The 15,952-nt window shown below is 61.8% G+C and carries 16 protein-coding genes and 1 pseudogene; 8 read left to right on the forward strand and 9 right to left on the reverse strand.

The window, feature by feature from the left end; all coding sequences use genetic code 11:
- Window positions 1–98 precede the first annotated feature (98 nt).
- The 3 genes from AB6806_RS20330 to AB6806_RS20340 all read right to left on the reverse strand — a co-directional run bounded on the left by AB6806_RS20330 (window position 99) and on the right by AB6806_RS20340 (window position 2,633).
- Complete coding sequence (locus AB6806_RS20330; RefSeq protein WP_370955382.1) at window positions 99–767, reverse strand: RraA family protein; 669 nt, start codon at window positions 765–767, stop codon at window positions 99–101.
- 17 nt (window positions 768–784) lie between these two features.
- Window positions 785–1,591, reverse strand: coding sequence for a carbon-nitrogen hydrolase family protein (locus tag AB6806_RS20335; RefSeq protein WP_142021091.1), 807 nt, complete (start codon window positions 1,589–1,591; stop codon window positions 785–787).
- Window positions 1,592–1,748: 157 nt separating this feature from the next.
- Entirely contained in the window at window positions 1,749–2,633 is an 885-nt protein-coding gene (locus AB6806_RS20340) for a LysR family transcriptional regulator (RefSeq protein ID WP_370955383.1), read from the reverse strand.
- 475 nt (window positions 2,634–3,108) lie between these two features.
- Here AB6806_RS20340 and AB6806_RS20345 point away from each other — a divergent pair, with 475 nt between their 5' ends.
- The 6 genes and pseudogenes from AB6806_RS20345 to AB6806_RS20370 all read left to right on the forward strand — a co-directional run.
- Window positions 3,109–4,278: a pyridoxal-phosphate dependent enzyme gene (locus tag AB6806_RS20345; protein ID WP_370955520.1), complete on the forward strand. Its 1,170-nt coding sequence runs from the start codon at window positions 3,109–3,111 to the stop codon at window positions 4,276–4,278.
- Between the two features lie 62 nt (window positions 4,279–4,340).
- Window positions 4,341–5,270 (forward strand): transporter substrate-binding domain-containing protein, encoded by a 930-nt coding sequence (locus AB6806_RS20350; protein ID WP_370955384.1) that lies wholly within the window; start codon window positions 4,341–4,343, stop codon window positions 5,268–5,270.
- A gap of 71 nt (window positions 5,271–5,341) precedes the next feature.
- The gene (locus tag AB6806_RS20355; RefSeq protein WP_465247237.1) at window positions 5,342–6,010 is read left to right on the forward strand and encodes an amino acid ABC transporter permease; all 669 of its coding nucleotides are present in this window, start codon (window positions 5,342–5,344) and stop codon (window positions 6,008–6,010) included.
- Between the two features lie 13 nt (window positions 6,011–6,023).
- Entirely contained in the window at window positions 6,024–6,695 is a 672-nt protein-coding gene (locus tag AB6806_RS20360) for an amino acid ABC transporter permease (protein WP_133564944.1), read from the forward strand.
- A gap of 8 nt (window positions 6,696–6,703) precedes the next feature.
- Entirely contained in the window at window positions 6,704–7,486 is a 783-nt protein-coding gene (locus AB6806_RS20365; protein ID WP_038366169.1) for an amino acid ABC transporter ATP-binding protein, read from the forward strand.
- Window positions 7,487–7,687: 201 nt separating this feature from the next.
- Window positions 7,688–7,986: pseudogene (locus tag AB6806_RS20370) on the forward strand (ArsC/Spx/MgsR family protein); the annotation flags it as partial.
- Window positions 7,987–8,405: 419 nt separating this feature from the next.
- On the opposite strand, the gene AB6806_RS20375 reads toward AB6806_RS20370, so the two are convergent.
- Both AB6806_RS20375 and AB6806_RS20380 read right to left on the reverse strand, forming a co-directional pair.
- On the reverse strand, window positions 8,406–8,768 hold the full coding sequence (locus tag AB6806_RS20375; protein WP_370955385.1) for a hypothetical protein: 363 nt from the start codon (window positions 8,766–8,768) through the stop codon (window positions 8,406–8,408).
- Window positions 8,769–9,067: 299 nt separating this feature from the next.
- Window positions 9,068–9,400 carry a hypothetical protein gene (locus tag AB6806_RS20380; RefSeq protein WP_185747855.1) on the reverse strand — a complete coding sequence of 111 codons (333 nt, stop codon included), beginning with the start codon at window positions 9,398–9,400 and terminating at the stop codon, window positions 9,068–9,070.
- An 845-nt stretch (window positions 9,401–10,245) separates the two neighbouring features.
- On the opposite strand from AB6806_RS20380, the gene AB6806_RS20385 reads away from it, so the two are divergent.
- Together AB6806_RS20385 and AB6806_RS20390 are read left to right on the forward strand one after the other, a co-directional pair.
- Window positions 10,246–11,361 carry an AraC family transcriptional regulator gene (locus AB6806_RS20385; protein WP_370955386.1) on the forward strand — a complete coding sequence of 372 codons (1,116 nt, stop codon included), beginning with the start codon at window positions 10,246–10,248 and terminating at the stop codon, window positions 11,359–11,361.
- A gap of 104 nt (window positions 11,362–11,465) precedes the next feature.
- Window positions 11,466–13,406, forward strand: a complete 1,941-nt coding sequence (locus tag AB6806_RS20390; RefSeq protein ID WP_370955387.1) for a serine hydrolase — start codon at window positions 11,466–11,468, stop codon at window positions 13,404–13,406.
- Between the two features lie 353 nt (window positions 13,407–13,759).
- Here AB6806_RS20390 and xth read toward each other — a convergent pair whose 3' ends face one another.
- From xth to AB6806_RS20410, 4 genes are all read right to left on the reverse strand, one after another.
- Window positions 13,760–14,536 carry an exodeoxyribonuclease III gene (gene xth, locus AB6806_RS20395; RefSeq protein ID WP_370955388.1) on the reverse strand — a complete coding sequence of 259 codons (777 nt, stop codon included), beginning with the start codon at window positions 14,534–14,536 and terminating at the stop codon, window positions 13,760–13,762.
- Between the two features lie 12 nt (window positions 14,537–14,548).
- A complete protein-coding gene (locus AB6806_RS20400; RefSeq protein ID WP_112764426.1) occupies window positions 14,549–14,734 on the reverse strand; it encodes a hypothetical protein in 186 nt (61 codons plus the stop codon).
- Between the two features lie 83 nt (window positions 14,735–14,817).
- A complete protein-coding gene (locus tag AB6806_RS20405; protein WP_142021085.1) occupies window positions 14,818–15,057 on the reverse strand; it encodes a DUF2171 domain-containing protein in 240 nt (79 codons plus the stop codon).
- A 168-nt stretch (window positions 15,058–15,225) separates the two neighbouring features.
- Window positions 15,226–15,750: a cupin domain-containing protein gene (locus AB6806_RS20410; RefSeq protein ID WP_370955389.1), complete on the reverse strand. Its 525-nt coding sequence runs from the start codon at window positions 15,748–15,750 to the stop codon at window positions 15,226–15,228.
- Window positions 15,751–15,952: the final 202 nt, after the last annotated feature.

The following is a 15,952-nucleotide window of genomic DNA, read 5'->3' on the forward strand; positions in this document are numbered from 1 at the left end:
CTTCGTCGATGTCTGCATGTCCGATCCCCTTTGTTGTTACGCGGGCGGTGCTCCACCCGTCGTCAGGCCTGGTCGATTGATTCCGTGTCTCAGACGCCTCAGGACTTGGCGAGCTTGCCCTCGACCAGAGCGGTCGCGCCGGAAATATCGGGCAGCTTCTCGCCCTTGCGCAGGCGCTCCAGGAGCACGAGTTCGTTTTGCTGCATCTCGATCGCCTTGCGGGCGTAAGCGTCGGCGGTTGCGGTCTTCAGGACCACCACGCCGCTTTCGTCGCAGAGCACCGCGTCACCGGGTTCGATCGTCTGGCCTCCGACACTGACGGGCACGTTGATCGCCCCTTCCGTGCCGAGGATCTTGGTGGTGATCGGCGAGGGGCCGCGGCACCACATCGGCATGTCGGTCTTGACGATCTCGGAGAAGTCCGTGGCCGGGCCGTCGATCACGCCCGCGGCGACGCCGGCGTTCTTCATCGCATGGGTAACGACGCCGCCCCAACAGGCATGCTTGGTGTCGCCGCAGCGGTCGATCACCACAATGTCGCCGGGGCGCACCAGCTTCGTCAGATAGTGCAGCGCCGTCGAATCCGCGTGGGGAATTCGGATCGTGACGGCCGTGCCGGCGATGCGCTTGGCCGGCAGCACCGCCCTGATCTCGCGATCGACGAAGCCCGAATGCAGCACATGGCCGATGGTCGCGACCTCGCATTGCTGAAGCAGGGAGACAAGATCGCCGGAGATCCGCGCCGGCATGGGATTGACGGTGAACATGGGAAGGCTCTTTCCGCTCAGGCGATGACGTGATGGTTGGCGACCGGCACCGCCGCACGGACCTTCGCCGTGTAGTCGAAATCGAGCCGGCCGCTGATCGTGCCGACGCCGTCCGAGGCCTGCGCGGTGACATGGCCCCAGGGGTTGATCACCATCGAATGGCCGTAGCAGGCGTTCTTGCCCTGGGCGTGCGTGCCGGTCTGGCCGGTGGCGAGGAACCAGGTCTGCGTTTCGCAGGCCCGTGCCCGTGCCAGCAATTCCCAGTGGTCCTTGCCCGTCATCAGTGTGAAGGCCGCGGGCAGGACGATGACGTCCGCGCCGGCGTCGCGCAGCTTGCGGAAGAGTTCGGGGAAGCGGATGTCGTAGCAGATGGCGCAGCCCACGGTCGTCTCGCCAACCCTGTAGGTCACGACCTCCCGCCCGCGCGAAACCATGTTGGACTCGCGATAGCTGACGCCGCCGGGCGCATCGACGTCGAACAGATGGATCTTGCGGTAATGCGCGATCTGCTTGCCGTCGGGCCCGAAGACGATCGTCGCGTTGAAATAGTCATCGCCGTCGCGCTCAGCGACGCTGCCCGCATGGATGGTCACGCCATGCTTCTCGGCTAGGCCTGACATCAGGCGATAGCTCTCGCCGTTCGGGAAGGTCTCGGCGCTCGCGCGCATCGCCGCCGCGTTGCCATCGAGAAAGGCGTAGTATTCCGGCAGGACGATGAGATCGGGCTGGTCTTGCGCGACGACCTTCTCGACCATGGCCCGGGCCGTCTTCAGGTTCGCGGACTTGTCGTCCTGCGAGTTCATCTGGATGAGTGAGACCTTCATCGGCATTCTCCCCGCTGTCGGTGCGGCAGGAGAGCAAACCCCCGATGGGCCCGCAAACGCGAAATTCTTGTTCGCCCCGACAAGAATTACTTATGACAGCGCCGTGACCAGGGCGTGCCTGTTGTCGAGGCAGATCGCCATAGAGTCGGCAGTCGGCTCAGGACGCCGCGATTTCCGCCGCCATATCGGCGATCAGGGCCGGCAGCGTGTTTCCCGGATTGTCGTTGAAGACGGCATGGAAATGCAGTGGCGGCAGCCTTGCCTCGACATCGAGCACATGCAGCTCACCGGTATCGAGGAACTCCTGCACCACCGCCCGCGGCAGCACCGCGACGCCGACGCCGTCCCTGACCAGCCGGGTGATGGTGGCAAGTGAGTTCGAATTGAACACCCGCACCGTTTCGGTGTCGATCCCAGAAAGCTCGATCGCACGCAGCACCGAATGGTGTGGCTGCGAGCCCTTCGAATAGGCGAAGATCGGATAGGCGGTGAGGTCGCCGATGGCGAGCCGGCCGGGCTTCAGCGGCAGTTTGGGCGAGCCGATCCAGAGACAGTCAAAGACGCACAGCTCGATGTTGCGGATATGCGGCGCGACCACCGGCCCCATGATCAGGCCTAGATCGATCTGCCCTTCCTGGATCTGGCGGGCGAGATTCAGGCTGGTGTCGACGTTGAGGTCGATCGCGACGTTCGGATAGGTCTCCTTGACCCGCTCGATCAGGCGCGGCAGCCAAGCATAGACGACGGAATCGACCGTGCCGATCAGCACCGTCCCGCGGACCTGGCCAGCATCGGCGATCGAGCGTTCGAGTTCTGCGACCATACGCATGATCGCCTCCGCCTGCGGCAAGGCTCGCTGGCCATGCGGCGTCAGCCCGACATTGCGCAGGTCGCGCTCGAACAGGCGCACGCCGAGTTCCCGCTCCAGCGTCGCGATGCGATTGGAGACCGCAGCTTGCGTGGTGCAGAGCTTGTCGGCAGCGACCGAGAAGTTCCGCAGCCGTGCGACCCAGACGAAGGTTTCGAGGAATTTGAGGTTCACGCCATGCCACGTCAGCTACGCGCGCCCAGGCGCGAGGGAGCCTGACTTAGCGCTGTTTGGGGAGGGCCGTGAAGTGTGTACCATCTGTCGAGAGCATCTTCCGCGCTTGACGGCCGATCGAAGAGAGCGCTCAGAGCCTCATCACATTAAGCAAAACGACCCAGCAGGCGTTGTCTGGGTCACGGGTTGGCACGATACCAATCAGCGCGGCAATGATGGTATCGAGGCGCCAACCGACATTGCCGTTGCCAGCGCCCAACGTCCGCTTCCTGGCACGGATTCAACTTCCGCTTCTGGATGGCGCAACGCGCCGGTTTGTTCCGGGCACGAGCTCACTTGTTGCAATCGCCTTTTTGAGGTGTCGCCATTGCGGAATCTGCGATGACAGTTTCGGCTTGGCTCTTCATTCTCGCTTCGGTCGTCTGGACCATATCCTGGAGGAGGAACCGCCATGAAGCTCCGCTGTGTCGATTGCATGGCTGAGCTCGCACCGCGATGGGCATATGAATGCCAGGCCTGCGGCGGCATTCTGGAGCAGGTCGGGAATGACGGCGTTCCAGCTTTTTCCTTCGGCGAGGGGCAGACGCCGCTCATTCGCGCCGAGCGGCTGGAAAGAGCACTGCCGGGTTTCAAGGGCGAACTCTGGCTGAAGGACGAGACCCGTAACCCAAGCGGCTCCTTCAAGGATCGGTTGATCGCAGCGGCGCTCGGCCGTGCCATCGCCACGGGCGCGCGCGGCGTCGTCTGCGCGTCATCGGGAAATGCCGGAGCGGCGACGGCGGTCTACGCCGCCCGAGCCGGCATGCCGGCGATCGTCGTCGTCCCGGCGCGTACGCCGCCAAACAAGGTGACGCAGATTGCGGCGCATGGCGCGGTTCTGCTCCTCGTTGAAGGGAATTACAGCCGCTCCTATGACCTTGCCCGCGCGCTGGCGGAGCGGCATGGCTTCGTCAACCTGACCACGACCTTCATCAATCCTTATGCCGTCGCTGGTCTCACTGCTGTCGGACGCGAACTCTTTGCCCAGCTCGACGGCGTCCCGCCGAGCCATGTCTTGATTCCGACAGGCAGCGGCCCCCTCGTCAAAGGTGTTTGGCAAGGCCTCAAGGAAGCGGGTGCCGCGACGCACCTCGTTGCCGTGCAGGCGGAAGGATGCGCACCAATTGCTCGCGCTTTCGCGGCGGGTGCAGAGCACGTCACGGCGTGGAGCACGCCCGAGACCATCGCCTCCGGTATCAGCGATCCGCTGATCGGCTATGAGCGCGACGGCAGCTATACGCTGCGCCTCGTGAAGGAAAGCGGGGGACTGGTACTGGCGGTCAGCGATGCGCAGCTGCGTGAGGCCATGTTTCGGCTGGCGAGGCTGGAGGGAGTCTATGCCGAGCCGACGGGCGCAAGCTCGGTCGCTGCCCTTCCGCAGCTTCTGGGCGGGGGGCACCTTGCCCCGGGATCGCGCATCGTCTGCCTGATCACGGGACATGGTTTCAAGGATGGGGGTGCCTTTCAAGAGATGCCCGTCAGGACGCATCGCGTCTTTGATCCAGAAGACACTGTGGCGGTGGCTCGTCTCTGCGAAGCAGCGATCGAGCAGGGCGAGGAGACGAGCCTCTCTCTCGGGCCGGGCGTTCTTCGAAGCCTGGCCTGATTTTTGCTGCCGTATCGTCAGCGACCGAGCCGGTCGCTGACGATACGGCAGAGGAGAGGGCAATGGGCGCTCATGATGACCAGGCACCGGCAGTAGACGGCGATCTTACGGTCGAACGGCGCAGCCTGTTCGGACTCGGCCTCGCTGGTGCAGCTCTGGGCGGTCTCGCGGCGAGCAGTGTCGCGGCGCTCGCGCCGACGCCTGTGGCAGCGCAGACAGTCGCCAAGAGCAAGCTGTACACCATCAAGGAGCGCGGCAAGCTGATCGTCGGAACCGGCAGCACCAACCCGCCCTGGCATTTCCAGGACGCGAGCGGCAAGCTCGCCGGCATGGATATCGACCTCGCCCGGCTACTCGCCAAGAGCCTTTTCGACGATCCGGACAAGGTCGAATTCGTCATCCAGGGTTCAGATGCCCGCATTCCAAGCCTCGTCACCGACAAGGTTGACATCGTCGTGCAATGGATGACCGTGACCCCCGGTCGAGCCCAGCAGGTCGAGTTCACCATTCCTTATTACCGCGAGGGCAACGGCCTGCTGATGCTCGCCAAGGGGGGCAAGTACAAAAGCTATGCCGAGCTCAAGGCGGCTGGCAAGGCGGTGACCATCGGCGGCATGCAAAACGTCTTTCTGGAGGAGTGGATCCACAAGGCCCTGCCCGAGGCCAAGGTCGATGCCTTCGACAGCCCCGATGCGGCCATGCAAGCGCTGAATGCCCGCCGCATCGACGCCTCGATGCAGGATCAGTCCGCTATCCGTTGGCTGATGCAGCAGGCGCCCGACCGCTTCGTCGATTCAGGGTTCGGCTGGATGCCGAATTCCTATGCATCGGCCGTGAAACCTGGCGATCCGATTTGGCTGAATTGGGTCAACACCGTTTACAAGGAGGCGATGATGGGCGTCGACTTCGACACCTTCGCCGCCTCGTATAAGAAGTGGTTTGGCATCGAACTGCCGCTTCCCAAAGTAGGATTTCCGCAGGAATTCGCCTGATCCATCCGGATCCACTGTCTCCCGGCGGCGAGGCCTGACCGGCTTCGCCACGTCGTCCCCGGATCGCAGGCATGATCGATTATCATTTCGACTGGTCCGTGATCACGCGGAACTGGGACAAGTTTACCGACGCGCTGCTTCTAGGGCTTGGGCTGGCCGTCGTCTCGCTGGCGATCGGATCTGTCATCGGGTTGTTGGCGGCCTATGCCCGGCTGTCGCCCCGCAAGTGGCTGTCCTACCCTGTCTGGGCCTATGTCGAGTTTATCCGCTGCACCCCATTGCTGCTGCTTATCTTTTTCCTTTATTTCGGCCTGCCCGAATTCGACATCACCGTGCTCGGCAAGAGCCAGAGCTTCGTTCTGTCGCTGTCGCTCTATGCCGGGGCTTATATGTGCGAGGTCTTCCGCTCCGGCCTGGCCTCGATCCCGAAGCAATATGTCGAGGCGGCGAAGGCCATCGGGCTAAGGCCGCTGCAGCGTCAGCTCTACGTCGTCCTGCCGGTGATGTTCAGGATCACGCTGCCGGCCGTCAGCAATAATCTGATTTCGCTGTTCAAGGACACCTCGCTTGCCGCCGCCATCGCCGTGCCGGAGCTGACCTTCACCGCCCGCCAGATCAATGCCAACACCTTTCGCGTCATGGAGGTTTGGTTGACGGCAAGCGGGCTCTATCTTGTCACGGCCTATGTCATCGCCACCTTGCTGCGCCTGGTCGAGCGCCGTTACGCAGCCATTCGCTGAGGAGCCGGCGGTCATGACCTTCACCCCCGGCACCTTCTGGTTCGAGGCCTGGGCGGCGCGCGAGGCGCTGCTGGTCGGCCTTGGCGTCACGCTCGCCAGTTCGATGTTGAGCATCGTGATGGCCACGGTCTGCGGCATCGCCGTAGGGGTCGCGCTGTCCTATGGCTGGTGGTGGCTCAGCGGCCTGGCACGTCTTTACGTCGACGTGATGCGCGGCATCCCGCTGCTGGTGCTGATCCTATTCACCTATTACGGCCTGGCGCTGTTCGGCATCAATGTGCCGGCATTCTGGGCAGGAGTCGTTGCGCTCGGCGCTTTCGCCACCGCCCATGTTGCCGAGAACTTCCGCGGTGCCGTGCAATCGGTGCCGGCTGGGCAGATGGAGGCGGCCAAGGCGATCGGCCTCACATTCCGCCAGCGACTCGCGTACGTCATCCTGCCCCAGGCCTTTCGCAGGATACTGCCGCCTTGGGTGAACACCGCACTGGAGATCGTCAAGGGCACAACGCTCCTCTCTATCATCGGCGTGATCGAGCTGCTTCTCGCCGCCCAGCAACAGATGGCGCGCAACTATATGATCGTCGATTTCTATCTACTCACGCTGGCGCTCTATCTCGTCATCAATTTCACGCTCGCCCAGCTGGGCGGGGTGCTTGAGCGCCGCTTCTCCTATCTACGCTATTGAAGGCCGCCATGAGCGAACCGCCTCTTCTTCAAGCCACAAATGTCCGCAAGCACTTCGGCAAGGTCGAGGTGCTGAAAGGCATTGATCTCACCATGCGGCAGGGCCAGGTCGTCTCGCTGATAGGGGCTTCTGGGTCCGGCAAGACGACCTTCCTGCGATGCATCAACCTGCTGGAAGAGCACGATGGCGGCGAAATCCTGCTCGATGGCGATCCGATCGGCTACAAGCTGGCCGGAGAGACGCGCAAGCGCCTGAGCGAAACGAAGATCTCCGCCCAAAGAGCCCGAATGGGGATGGTCTTCCAGCAGTTCAACCTGTTCCCCCATCTGACGGCGGCCGAGAACGTGATGCTGGGCCTCGTCAAGGTGCAGGGCAAGCCAAAAGCGGAGGCGACGGACATCGCCAGCCACTGGCTCGGCCGCGTCGGCCTAGGCGAGCGCAAGGACCACTATCCCTATCAGCTCTCGGGAGGGCAGCAGCAGCGCGTCGCTATTGCGCGGGCGGTCGCGATGCAGCCCCGCCTTCTGCTCTTCGACGAAGTGACCTCGGCGCTGGACCCCGAACTCGTCGCCGAAGTTCTCGGTGTCATGCAGGCACTGGCGGAGGCAGGCATGACCATGTTGCTGGTCAGTCACGAAATGCTGTTCGTGCGTGAGGTCTCGCATCACGTGGTCTTTCTTGACCAAGGCCGCGTCGCGCAGGAAGGGCGGCCTGAAGATGTGTTCGATCATCCGGAAAACGAGCGCCTGCGCAGCTTCCTCGGGCGCTTTCACGGGTTATTCGGCCGCTGACATCACGAATAGTCGATGGCCGGATTAAAGATTTTCTGGTGCTGTCAAAAAAGGCGTCATGGACCGTACGGTTTATTGGGAACAACCGGCGCGCATTTCATCATGGCCTGGCCAGCCTGGACCGGAGGCCGTTGGCACAGCAGGTGCGGCGAACTGGCGGGCTCGAAGGTGCGAGCGCGGCGGCCGCCCGAAGGTGGCGTGATGGACGTCGTCCCCTATCACAACCCGGCCTGCGGGACTTCCCGCAACGCGCTGGACCTTATTCGCAATGCGAGCGTCGAGCCGCACGTCATCGAGTGCCCGAAGACGCCGCCTACGCAGGCGCTGGTGAAGCTGCTGGAATAGTTTCTTGACCGGGCCGGGCGAACCGTCCGGGAAATCCTGCGCGAGGAGGGGACGCTTCTCGCAAACTCGGCCTCAGCGATCCGAACCTTTCCGACGATGCTCTGCTCGATGCGATCGAGGCACATCTCATCTTGATCTACCGCCCGCCGATCGTCGGCGGATTACCAACTGCATGAAGCGCCAACGCCTTCAATGGTATGTGCCGGCGATATGCTCAACGACTATCGCGCCGCGAGCCCCGGAATGTTCGCGAACCAGGCCGGCTATCCCAACATGCAGATATCGCGAGAAGCGACGCTTGAGCCGCGATCTGTGATTGAGCTTTAGAGAGCTCTGCCGGCCATTCCGCTTTCAGCGCAAAAATAGGGCCGGCGAGATCATCGCCGCGCCCAATACGATGACGACAAGCGTCCTCAGCCAGACGGCTCGGGTATGGGGCGAAAAGATCCAGGAACTCTTCATGCAAACTGAGCCACGGAACGAACTGAAGGCGTGCAATTTAGCAACGAAACCTCGCCTAAGGTCAATACTTGCCTGCTCAGTGGAGCGGGATCAACCCGGGACTCCGGATTGATCAGACCGTCTCCATCGCGAGGCCGCTTACCAGCCCGGTGGATGGAAGAGATGGCAGATCATGCTGCCGGCAATGGAGAGGAGCACTGAAGCGCGTGCGGAAAGCCCCGGCATCCTCCGCATCGGTAAAGCTTATGCGGATCCGCCTGTGGTCGGGCTCCCAAAGAATGCGAGCCTGATGCGGGATATGACGATCAATGAGCCACAGGCCAATCTCGTAGAGGCGCTCGTTTAGCATTGTCACGTCGAGCGGTAGATCGACAGTGAAAGCGCCTTTCAGTTCAATCCGCGTGGTCACGGCGACGGCAGATTGCTGCACGTCGCCCTCCTGCTTGTCAGGTTCCGATGGTTTCACGGTACGCATGCCTTTCCGGCGTCTTCAATTGCAAAGCCCACCCGCATAGGGCGTGTTTCCTCACGTGATAGCGATTGAAGTCTGGGGAGCAGTCCTCCCACCAGACCGGCCCACGCTCGCCAATGGCAACCTTGGCAGAATCGGCGAGTGCGCGAGGGGCGTTCAGATTGCCACGCTCGCGCTTGACCTCTGTGATAGGCCCGGTGAGCATCCATCCGTTCGGCGACAAGTTGATGACGGCGTTCTTCCGGGGTGCCGGATTGGTCGAGCGCCAGCGCCTGCCGGCGAAAATACCGGGGTATGCGAACCTACCATCCATGGCGGGCGTCGAGGACGACCTCGAAGTGCGTTACAAACTCCGGCTTGACCAGCAGAAAGCGATCGTCTTCGGGATAATAGCGGGCGCGGTTATGATCTGCGCCGGCGAAGGCCACTATCGCGTCGATCGAATCCCACCAGCTGAGCGTCTCGATCTCTGTCGTGCCATCAGGGAGATCTCGTAGAAGCATTTGGAATCCCAGATTGCCCGGCGTACTGCTGTAGTCGTCTCCGCCAGTCGAGCGGACATAGTCGACATAGCCTGCGCGATCCCCGGTGCGGATTTTAGATGCCCAGCGTCGCAAGATCGATGCCGTAGTCATTCTACGCCTCCTACCTACTGACGGACGATCGACTAACGAATTGGTCGCGCCAAAGTTCATGCAGATGCGATGCGCGAAACGCGGAGGGCACTTTCTCTGGATGTCCCATGCATCGTTCAGAAAAAAGGCCGGCGTCCCAAAGGGAGCCGGCCAAGGAGAAGCCATGGCGCTGAGCCGAAAGCTTCGAGGGGAACGGCGGGACAGGCTCCAGCGGGAGGGGGGCTGGAGGGGTCAACTAACCGCTCGCCCAATATGGGTCATGCGTCTGGAAGCGCAATCCGCCATTCAGATAACTATGCCATGCGGCAGGCGCGCGTCGACCCACTAGGCCGTGAACCTATAAATCTGGCGGCCTGACGCCACGCCAGAGTCCGCTGTACCCGATAGCCGGCATCTTGCTGCTTAGCAGCGAAACGACGCTATGTGCCAAACCGGAAGTGGCCGCCGCGGCGAAGTGAGCGTTGGGCAAATTTTTGACCTCAGGCTCTGAGCCGGGTCCGGGCTCTTCGCTCCGACTATCTTGGTTTAGGATCGTCTGAAGGGCGGCCCAGTAAAATCATCCGGTCATCATGCATGGCGGCGCTGACGCTCTGTCTGGCTGGTGTGGCGTTTTCGGACGATGTGCAGACCGTCGGCGCTTCGGCAGTCTCGGCTTTTCGGCGCGGCGGCTGGAACACATTACCTCCTGGTTTGAGGCGCAGTAGCTCCCGTCCGGTTCGTGGCCGCTTTCGAAATCATCCGCCGACTCGACATCGGCTGCGTCAAGGGCGTATGGGCGAACCTACGCGGCTTTGGCGCCAACAACGGCATTCGGAGTGTTTCCGGTCGTGGACACCAGCGGCTTGATGTCGATCGATCTGGGGTTACGGGGCGCCATCGTCGCATTGTGCTTGCTGATCGCAGCCATGGCGCTGCGCGATCGCCGCGACAGCACGGCCGCGCTACTGGGCGCCGCGCTCGCGATAGGCGCCGCTGCTTCCATGATCTGCTCGGCGCCGACCTTCCCGCGGCCATTTGCGTGGTGGGGCCTGTTGCTGCTGGCGTTGTCCAGCGCGAACTGTGTCGTGTTCTGGCTATGGGCGCGGGCCGCCTTCGATGACGATTTCGTGCCGAGGCCCTGGCATGGCGTCTTGTGGGCGGCCGTCGCCGTCGCGCAATGGCTGGACGCCAGCGGCACCACTCGATCGGCCGCGTTGGAGCGTGCGATTGAACGCACGCTGTCATCGGCCTTTCTCGGCCTGGCGTTGTTGGCGGTGGCGCAGACGCTTCTCACGTGGCGGGCGGATCTGGTGGAGGGCCGACGTCGGCTTCGGCTGGTCGTCCTGATCGGGGCGTCGGCCCAAATCGTTCTCAACTCTTACTTGAGCTTCGTGCAGCAGCCCTCGATCCGCACTTTTTCCATGGCCAGCGTTGCCAACGCCTTCGCTCTGTTCGTGTTAGTTGGCTTGAGCGCATGGAATCTGCTGGAGGCGGGAACGCGGCAAGGTTCGATCCTGATGCCCGCGACAAGTGTCCCCTTAGGCGCGCCAGCCAAGGCGTCTGGCGATGAGGGCAAGCCTGCCGCGATCCAACCGGCTCTCTTGCGCCGGTTGGAACAGCTGATGACCGTTGAGCGCATCTACCGGCGTGAGAGGTTAACCATTGGATCGCTTTCCGCCGAGCTTGGCGTGCCGGAATACCGGCTGCGGCAGCTCATCAATGAGGGCCTCGGTTACCGTAATTTCAATGCGTTCCTCAATCATTACCGGATCGGGGAAGCCAAGGCCGCACTGGTCGACCCCGAACAAGTGGAAGTCCCGGTGCTGACAATTGCGATGGACACAGGTTTCCAGTCGATCGGGCCGTTTAACCGCGCCTTCAAGGCCGCGACAGATCTGACTCCAACCGAATTCCGCCGTCTTGCAATGGCGGGAAATGCAGCCCCGAAGAACGACCGATTGAAAATCGGCCAGTCGAGTTGAGGAATCGGCCAGCCGGATTGCGGGAATCGGCGAGAAGGAAGTGAAAACATCCGACAGGCTGATGGCGATCTTTCCTCGCACTAGCTGCGACAACGGGGTTGGCCATGCGATATCAGCGATTTGCCGTTTCATTGACCGCGCTGGCGGCGCTCACGCTCTGTCTGGCGGGTGCGGTGCTTGCCGACAATTTGCAGACCGTCGGCGATCCCGACAGTCTCGGCTTTTCGGCGAAACGGCTGGCGCACATCACCTCCTGGTTTGAGGCGCAGACCAAAAAGGGCGATCCCTCCGGTTTTGTCGTTGGGATCGCCCGAGGCGGCAAGCTCGCTTATTTGCAGCCCATCGGTTTTGAGGATCACGACAAGACAATTCCGATGCGGCCGGATTCGATCTTTCGCATCGGATCGATGTCCAAGCAGATCACCAGCGTCGCCACCATGATGCTGGTCGATGAAGGCAAGCTCGAGCTTGATGCTCCCGTGGCGCAGTATCTGCCGGAGCTCAGGGATATGCAGGTCGTCAAGACCAATCCGGCTACAGGAGATGCGATCCTGCTGGAGCTTGAACCTGCCAGGCGGGCGATGACAATCCGGGACCTTCTGCGCAATACGTCCGGCCTCGTTTATGCTTCGCCGGACTACGCCGATCCCGGATTTGGCAATGCCGCGATTCACGCACTGTACGGAGCCAAGGCCCCATTCCGACGCGACAAGCCCATCGCGTCCTTCATCGCAAGCCTCGGAACACTTCCGCTTCTGCATCAGCCGGGCGAAGTCTGGGAATATTCCATAGGCTACGACGTCCTCGGACGGGTCATCGAAGTCGTATCGGGCCAGACTCTCGATCAGTTTCTGCAAAGCCGTCTGTTTGGGCCGCTGCATATGGTCGATAGCGGCTTCTCGGTGCCGGAGGACAAGCTTGCCCGTCTCGTCGCCGTGCCCGGCGCCCAGCCCAAACCCCTTTCGGATGGCGATGTCGGCAAGCCGCAGACGTTCTTTTCCGGCGGGGGAGGAATCGTCTCGACGGTCCCCGACTTCCTGCGCTTCTGCCAGATGCTGCTCAACGGCGGCGAGCTCGACGGCGTGCGTATCTTGAAGCCCGAAACGGTCAGGCTGATGACGACGAATTCGCTGCCGCCCAAAATGCACATTGCGGGGCATGACGTCGGTCCGGCCTTCGGTACGGGCTGGGGGCTCGGTTTCGCAGTCCGCACCAGCCCTGATTTCAGCTTGATTCCGGGCGCAGTCGGAAGCTTCAACTGGCAGGGAAGCTGGGGCACGTTCTTCTCGATCGATCCGGCACAGAAGCTGATCCTGATCATGATGATGCAGCGAAGCCAGTACAGTGAGAACGGCTTCTATTTCAACGCCATCCGTCGCCTACCCTATGCGGCGCTGAATGTGCCTGAAGCGTCGGCGCCGGTCGCAGTCGGGCAACGAAATGCCGGTGCCCTCACCGAATACGTTGGACGTTACGTTTTCGGCGGGTCTGCAGGTTCGCTGGACAGGCAGACCTCGGTCGCCGACGGCAATGGTTGGGCCGGTCTTGAGTCCGTTATCGCGGGCACCGATGGCCTCAGGGTGATCAAATTGTCCGACACCGGCCCTGCCGCGAAAGCAGGCGTCATGGCGGGAGATCTCATCACAGCGATCGACGACAAGTCGATCAAGGGCCTGACCTTGGAGGTGGCCTTTCGTCGGATTTCAGGTCCGGTCAACGCCACCATCAAGCTCAAGATCATCCGCGAGCGGCAGAACGATCCGATCGTGATCGCCTTTGCCAGGGAGGCGGTCCCCTCGCACAGTTTCGCGCTTCAAGTTCGTGTCGCGGACGGCAAGCTTGTCGTTAAAGCCACGGGAGCCTGGTCGATCCTTGATTTCGACAAGGGCGAGCCGATGCCCGTAGCGTTCCTTTCGAAGGATGAATTCCATGTCGAGAGCGGCGATCATACGCGGATCGCCTTCATTCGCGACGCCGCCGGCAAGGTCAACGGCGCGGTTCTCAATCCCGGACCATGGGAGCAACGCGGCGCAATCACCCAATAGGGCACACTGACAAATAGCGGAAGCTTGCGCGGCCCGAACATTAAGGTGTCCGACGATCGCCCCAATGTTAGCGGTTCCAGGAGCGCTACGGCATCGAGAAGGACAAGGTGACGACTGACGTCGACACCTGGTACATTCGTCAGACCTGGTGATCACCGACGGCTGAGCCCGTCGCTGCCCAGCGTGTGCTCGCCGCATGAAAGCCCGGCCCTCCGCGGGCCGGGCTTTCATGCGTTGACCCTTCACCGACAAGAGTAGCTTCGCGCGCCCGCCAGCGAGCATGCTTCAAGCGCCCGGCCATCGTCTTGAAAGCTAGAACCGGTTAAGCGTTGGGAACGCTGGCCATAGTCAGGCTAGGGCGGCAGAAGCTCGATCATAACCGGCGCGTGGTCGCTGGTGTGGTCCCAGCCTCGCGGAGCGCGTCGAACTCCCGCGGATTTCAATCGGAGTGCAAGGGTGGGGCTGAGCAGAATATGGTCGAGGCGAAGTCCCGCGTCGCGTTCGAATGAGTTTCGCCAGTACTTCCAGAACGTATAAATTCGCTCTCTCGGATGAAGGTGTCTAACGGTGTCCGTCCAACCCTGATGAATCAGGTCGGCATAGGCCTTCCTAACCTCTGGACGAAAGAGAGCATCATCTCGCCATCGCTCGGGTGCATAAACGTCGAGCTCCGTCGGCATGACATTAAAATCGCCGAGGAGTGCGACCGGCACGTCGTGCGAGAGCAGTTCGTCTGCATAGCTCAGCAACCGGTCAAACCAGCGAAGCTTGTATTCGAACTTGGGTCCAGGGACCGGATTCCCGTTGGGGAGATAGAGACATCCGATCAGTACCCCGTTGACCGCCGCCTCGATATATCGGCTATGGCTGTCATCAGGATCTCCCGGCAATCCCCGGCGGGTGAGGACTGGCGGTCGGCCCCGTGCGAGGATAGCGACACCATTCCAACTCTTTTGACCGTGCCAAACCGCCGCATAGCCGGCTTGCTGCAATTCGCGCTCCGGAAAACGATCAGCTGCACATTTCAGCTCTTGTAGACACACAACGTCGGGGCAGTCTTGCTTGAGCCACCGGAGAAGAACGGACAACCGGCCATTTATGCCGTTCACATTGTAGGTCGCGATCTTCAATGACGGCTCTCCTCAAACGCGATACCGCCAACCGTCAAAAGTCCTCGAGCAGGCCAACGCGCCGCCAAGCGAGAAGCCGACAACGGCGAACCGGGCCTGCTGATCGCCAGTAGTCACCTCGATCGCTTCCAACCAAACCGGAAACTTGCCCTCGATTTCGCCGTAGCGGGCCGCGCGATCACCGATAGGATCACTCACTCTGCCTCCAGAGGCGCTCGGACTGAGCCGCGATTCTCGCCTGGGTGGGTCCAGCGACGATGGTCGCGCTGGCGTCCGTCCATTTACTCGGTCGCCTCCGACCATCTCTCCTTAGCCTCAGCCGCTGGGATGATCAGCTTGATCGTATCGTCCTGGAGGTCAACGACGAGCGCGAGGTCAAGGTAATGATGGGCTCCGCCCGACTCTGGATCATTCTTCTTGAGCTTGATGAGCTGGCCACTCAGAGCGTCGACGGTCCCGATATGCCCTCCATCGGATCCGATCACGCGCTGGCCTTCCTTGATTTGCTCCACGAACATCATCGCTAGCTCTCCTTCCGAATGCCACGGTCGGCAACGGGCAATCTGGCACCGAGGTTCCAATTGGCTGATGTCGCCATGATTCAGATGGCCAGCAGGCCACGGCACCGCGCATCGATTTCGCGCGCCTTGCAGGCGCCAGCCGCAGGCACAAGTCCGATATTGCGAGCCTCAAGGAACGCTGGCGTTCGCCCAGAAGCGGAGCATCGGTCCCTCATCACCCAAAACTGGATCCTTGGGTGGAAAGCTCAATAGGGCGATCCTCTGTTTCATTGCAGGCGATGGTTCCTCGCGAACGATGTCTCCAGCCTGGCCGGGCGGATACGCACCGACAACGAGGAAATCATCGGACTGCCTGAGGCGCCGATGCCCAGTCCCTGCGGGCAGCAGCAAGACGTCGCCAGCTTCCACCCTGATCTCGCGGCCGCCCTCTCCCCCGAGCACGAGCTCGGCCGACCCGGCTGCTATGCCAAGAACCTCATGGCCCTGGGCGTGGTAGTGGTCGAACTCGTAAATCCCATCTCGCCACTGAGGCGGCCATCCGTTTTCTTGGAAAAGCTTCTCCATGAACGTGGTGAGATCAATGGTCGCCTCAGGATCGAACGCCCTTTCATAGATCAAGGCAGGCAACCTGGGATTGTTGGGAACGAAGCCCCGCGGCTCGAAATACAAGGCGGTTACTGTCACCCGGGTCATGGTAGCCTCTCCAGAGAAGCTTCCTGAACTCCGGCGCACCATTGGACGTTCCCGCGTCGCGAGCCCGAATGGGGGAAGGCCGCGGTTACCAGGATCACGCCCCACCGTCTGTCGACCGTGAGGAAACGCGTTTGGGGCGGTTGGCTTTGGAAAGAGCCAGAAGGGTATCGCGCCAATATGGCCCTAACGGCGAAATGTCTCC

The organism is Allobosea sp. RCC_152_1 (genome assembly GCF_041360765.1).
GTDB classification, from domain to species: domain Bacteria; phylum Pseudomonadota; class Alphaproteobacteria; order Rhizobiales; family Beijerinckiaceae; genus Allobosea; species Allobosea spartocytisi.

Coding starts and splice junctions, on each gene's coding strand:
- AB6806_RS20330 (WP_370955382.1), bottom strand. CDS start 767: ATGTTCACCGTCAATCCCATGCCGGCGCGGATCTCCGGCGATCTTGTC.
- AB6806_RS20335 (WP_142021091.1), bottom strand. CDS start 1,591: ATGAAGGTCTCACTCATCCAGATGAACTCGCAGGACGACAAGTCCGCG.
- AB6806_RS20345 (WP_370955520.1), top strand. CDS start 3,109: ATGGCTGAGCTCGCACCGCGATGGGCATATGAATGCCAGGCCTGCGGC.
- AB6806_RS20350 (WP_370955384.1), top strand. CDS start 4,341: ATGGGCGCTCATGATGACCAGGCACCGGCAGTAGACGGCGATCTTACG.
- AB6806_RS20355 (WP_465247237.1), top strand. CDS start 5,342: ATGATCGATTATCATTTCGACTGGTCCGTGATCACGCGGAACTGGGAC.
- AB6806_RS20360 (WP_133564944.1), top strand. CDS start 6,024: ATGACCTTCACCCCCGGCACCTTCTGGTTCGAGGCCTGGGCGGCGCGC.
- AB6806_RS20365 (WP_038366169.1), top strand. CDS start 6,704: ATGAGCGAACCGCCTCTTCTTCAAGCCACAAATGTCCGCAAGCACTTC.
- AB6806_RS20375 (WP_370955385.1), bottom strand. CDS start 8,768: ATGCGTACCGTGAAACCATCGGAACCTGACAAGCAGGAGGGCGACGTG.
- AB6806_RS20380 (WP_185747855.1), bottom strand. CDS start 9,400: ATGACTACGGCATCGATCTTGCGACGCTGGGCATCTAAAATCCGCACC.
- AB6806_RS20385 (WP_370955386.1), top strand. CDS start 10,246: ATGTCGATCGATCTGGGGTTACGGGGCGCCATCGTCGCATTGTGCTTG.
- AB6806_RS20390 (WP_370955387.1), top strand. CDS start 11,466: ATGCGATATCAGCGATTTGCCGTTTCATTGACCGCGCTGGCGGCGCTC.
- AB6806_RS20405 (WP_142021085.1), bottom strand. CDS start 15,057: ATGATGTTCGTGGAGCAAATCAAGGAAGGCCAGCGCGTGATCGGATCC.
- AB6806_RS20410 (WP_370955389.1), bottom strand. CDS start 15,750: ATGACCCGGGTGACAGTAACCGCCTTGTATTTCGAGCCGCGGGGCTTC.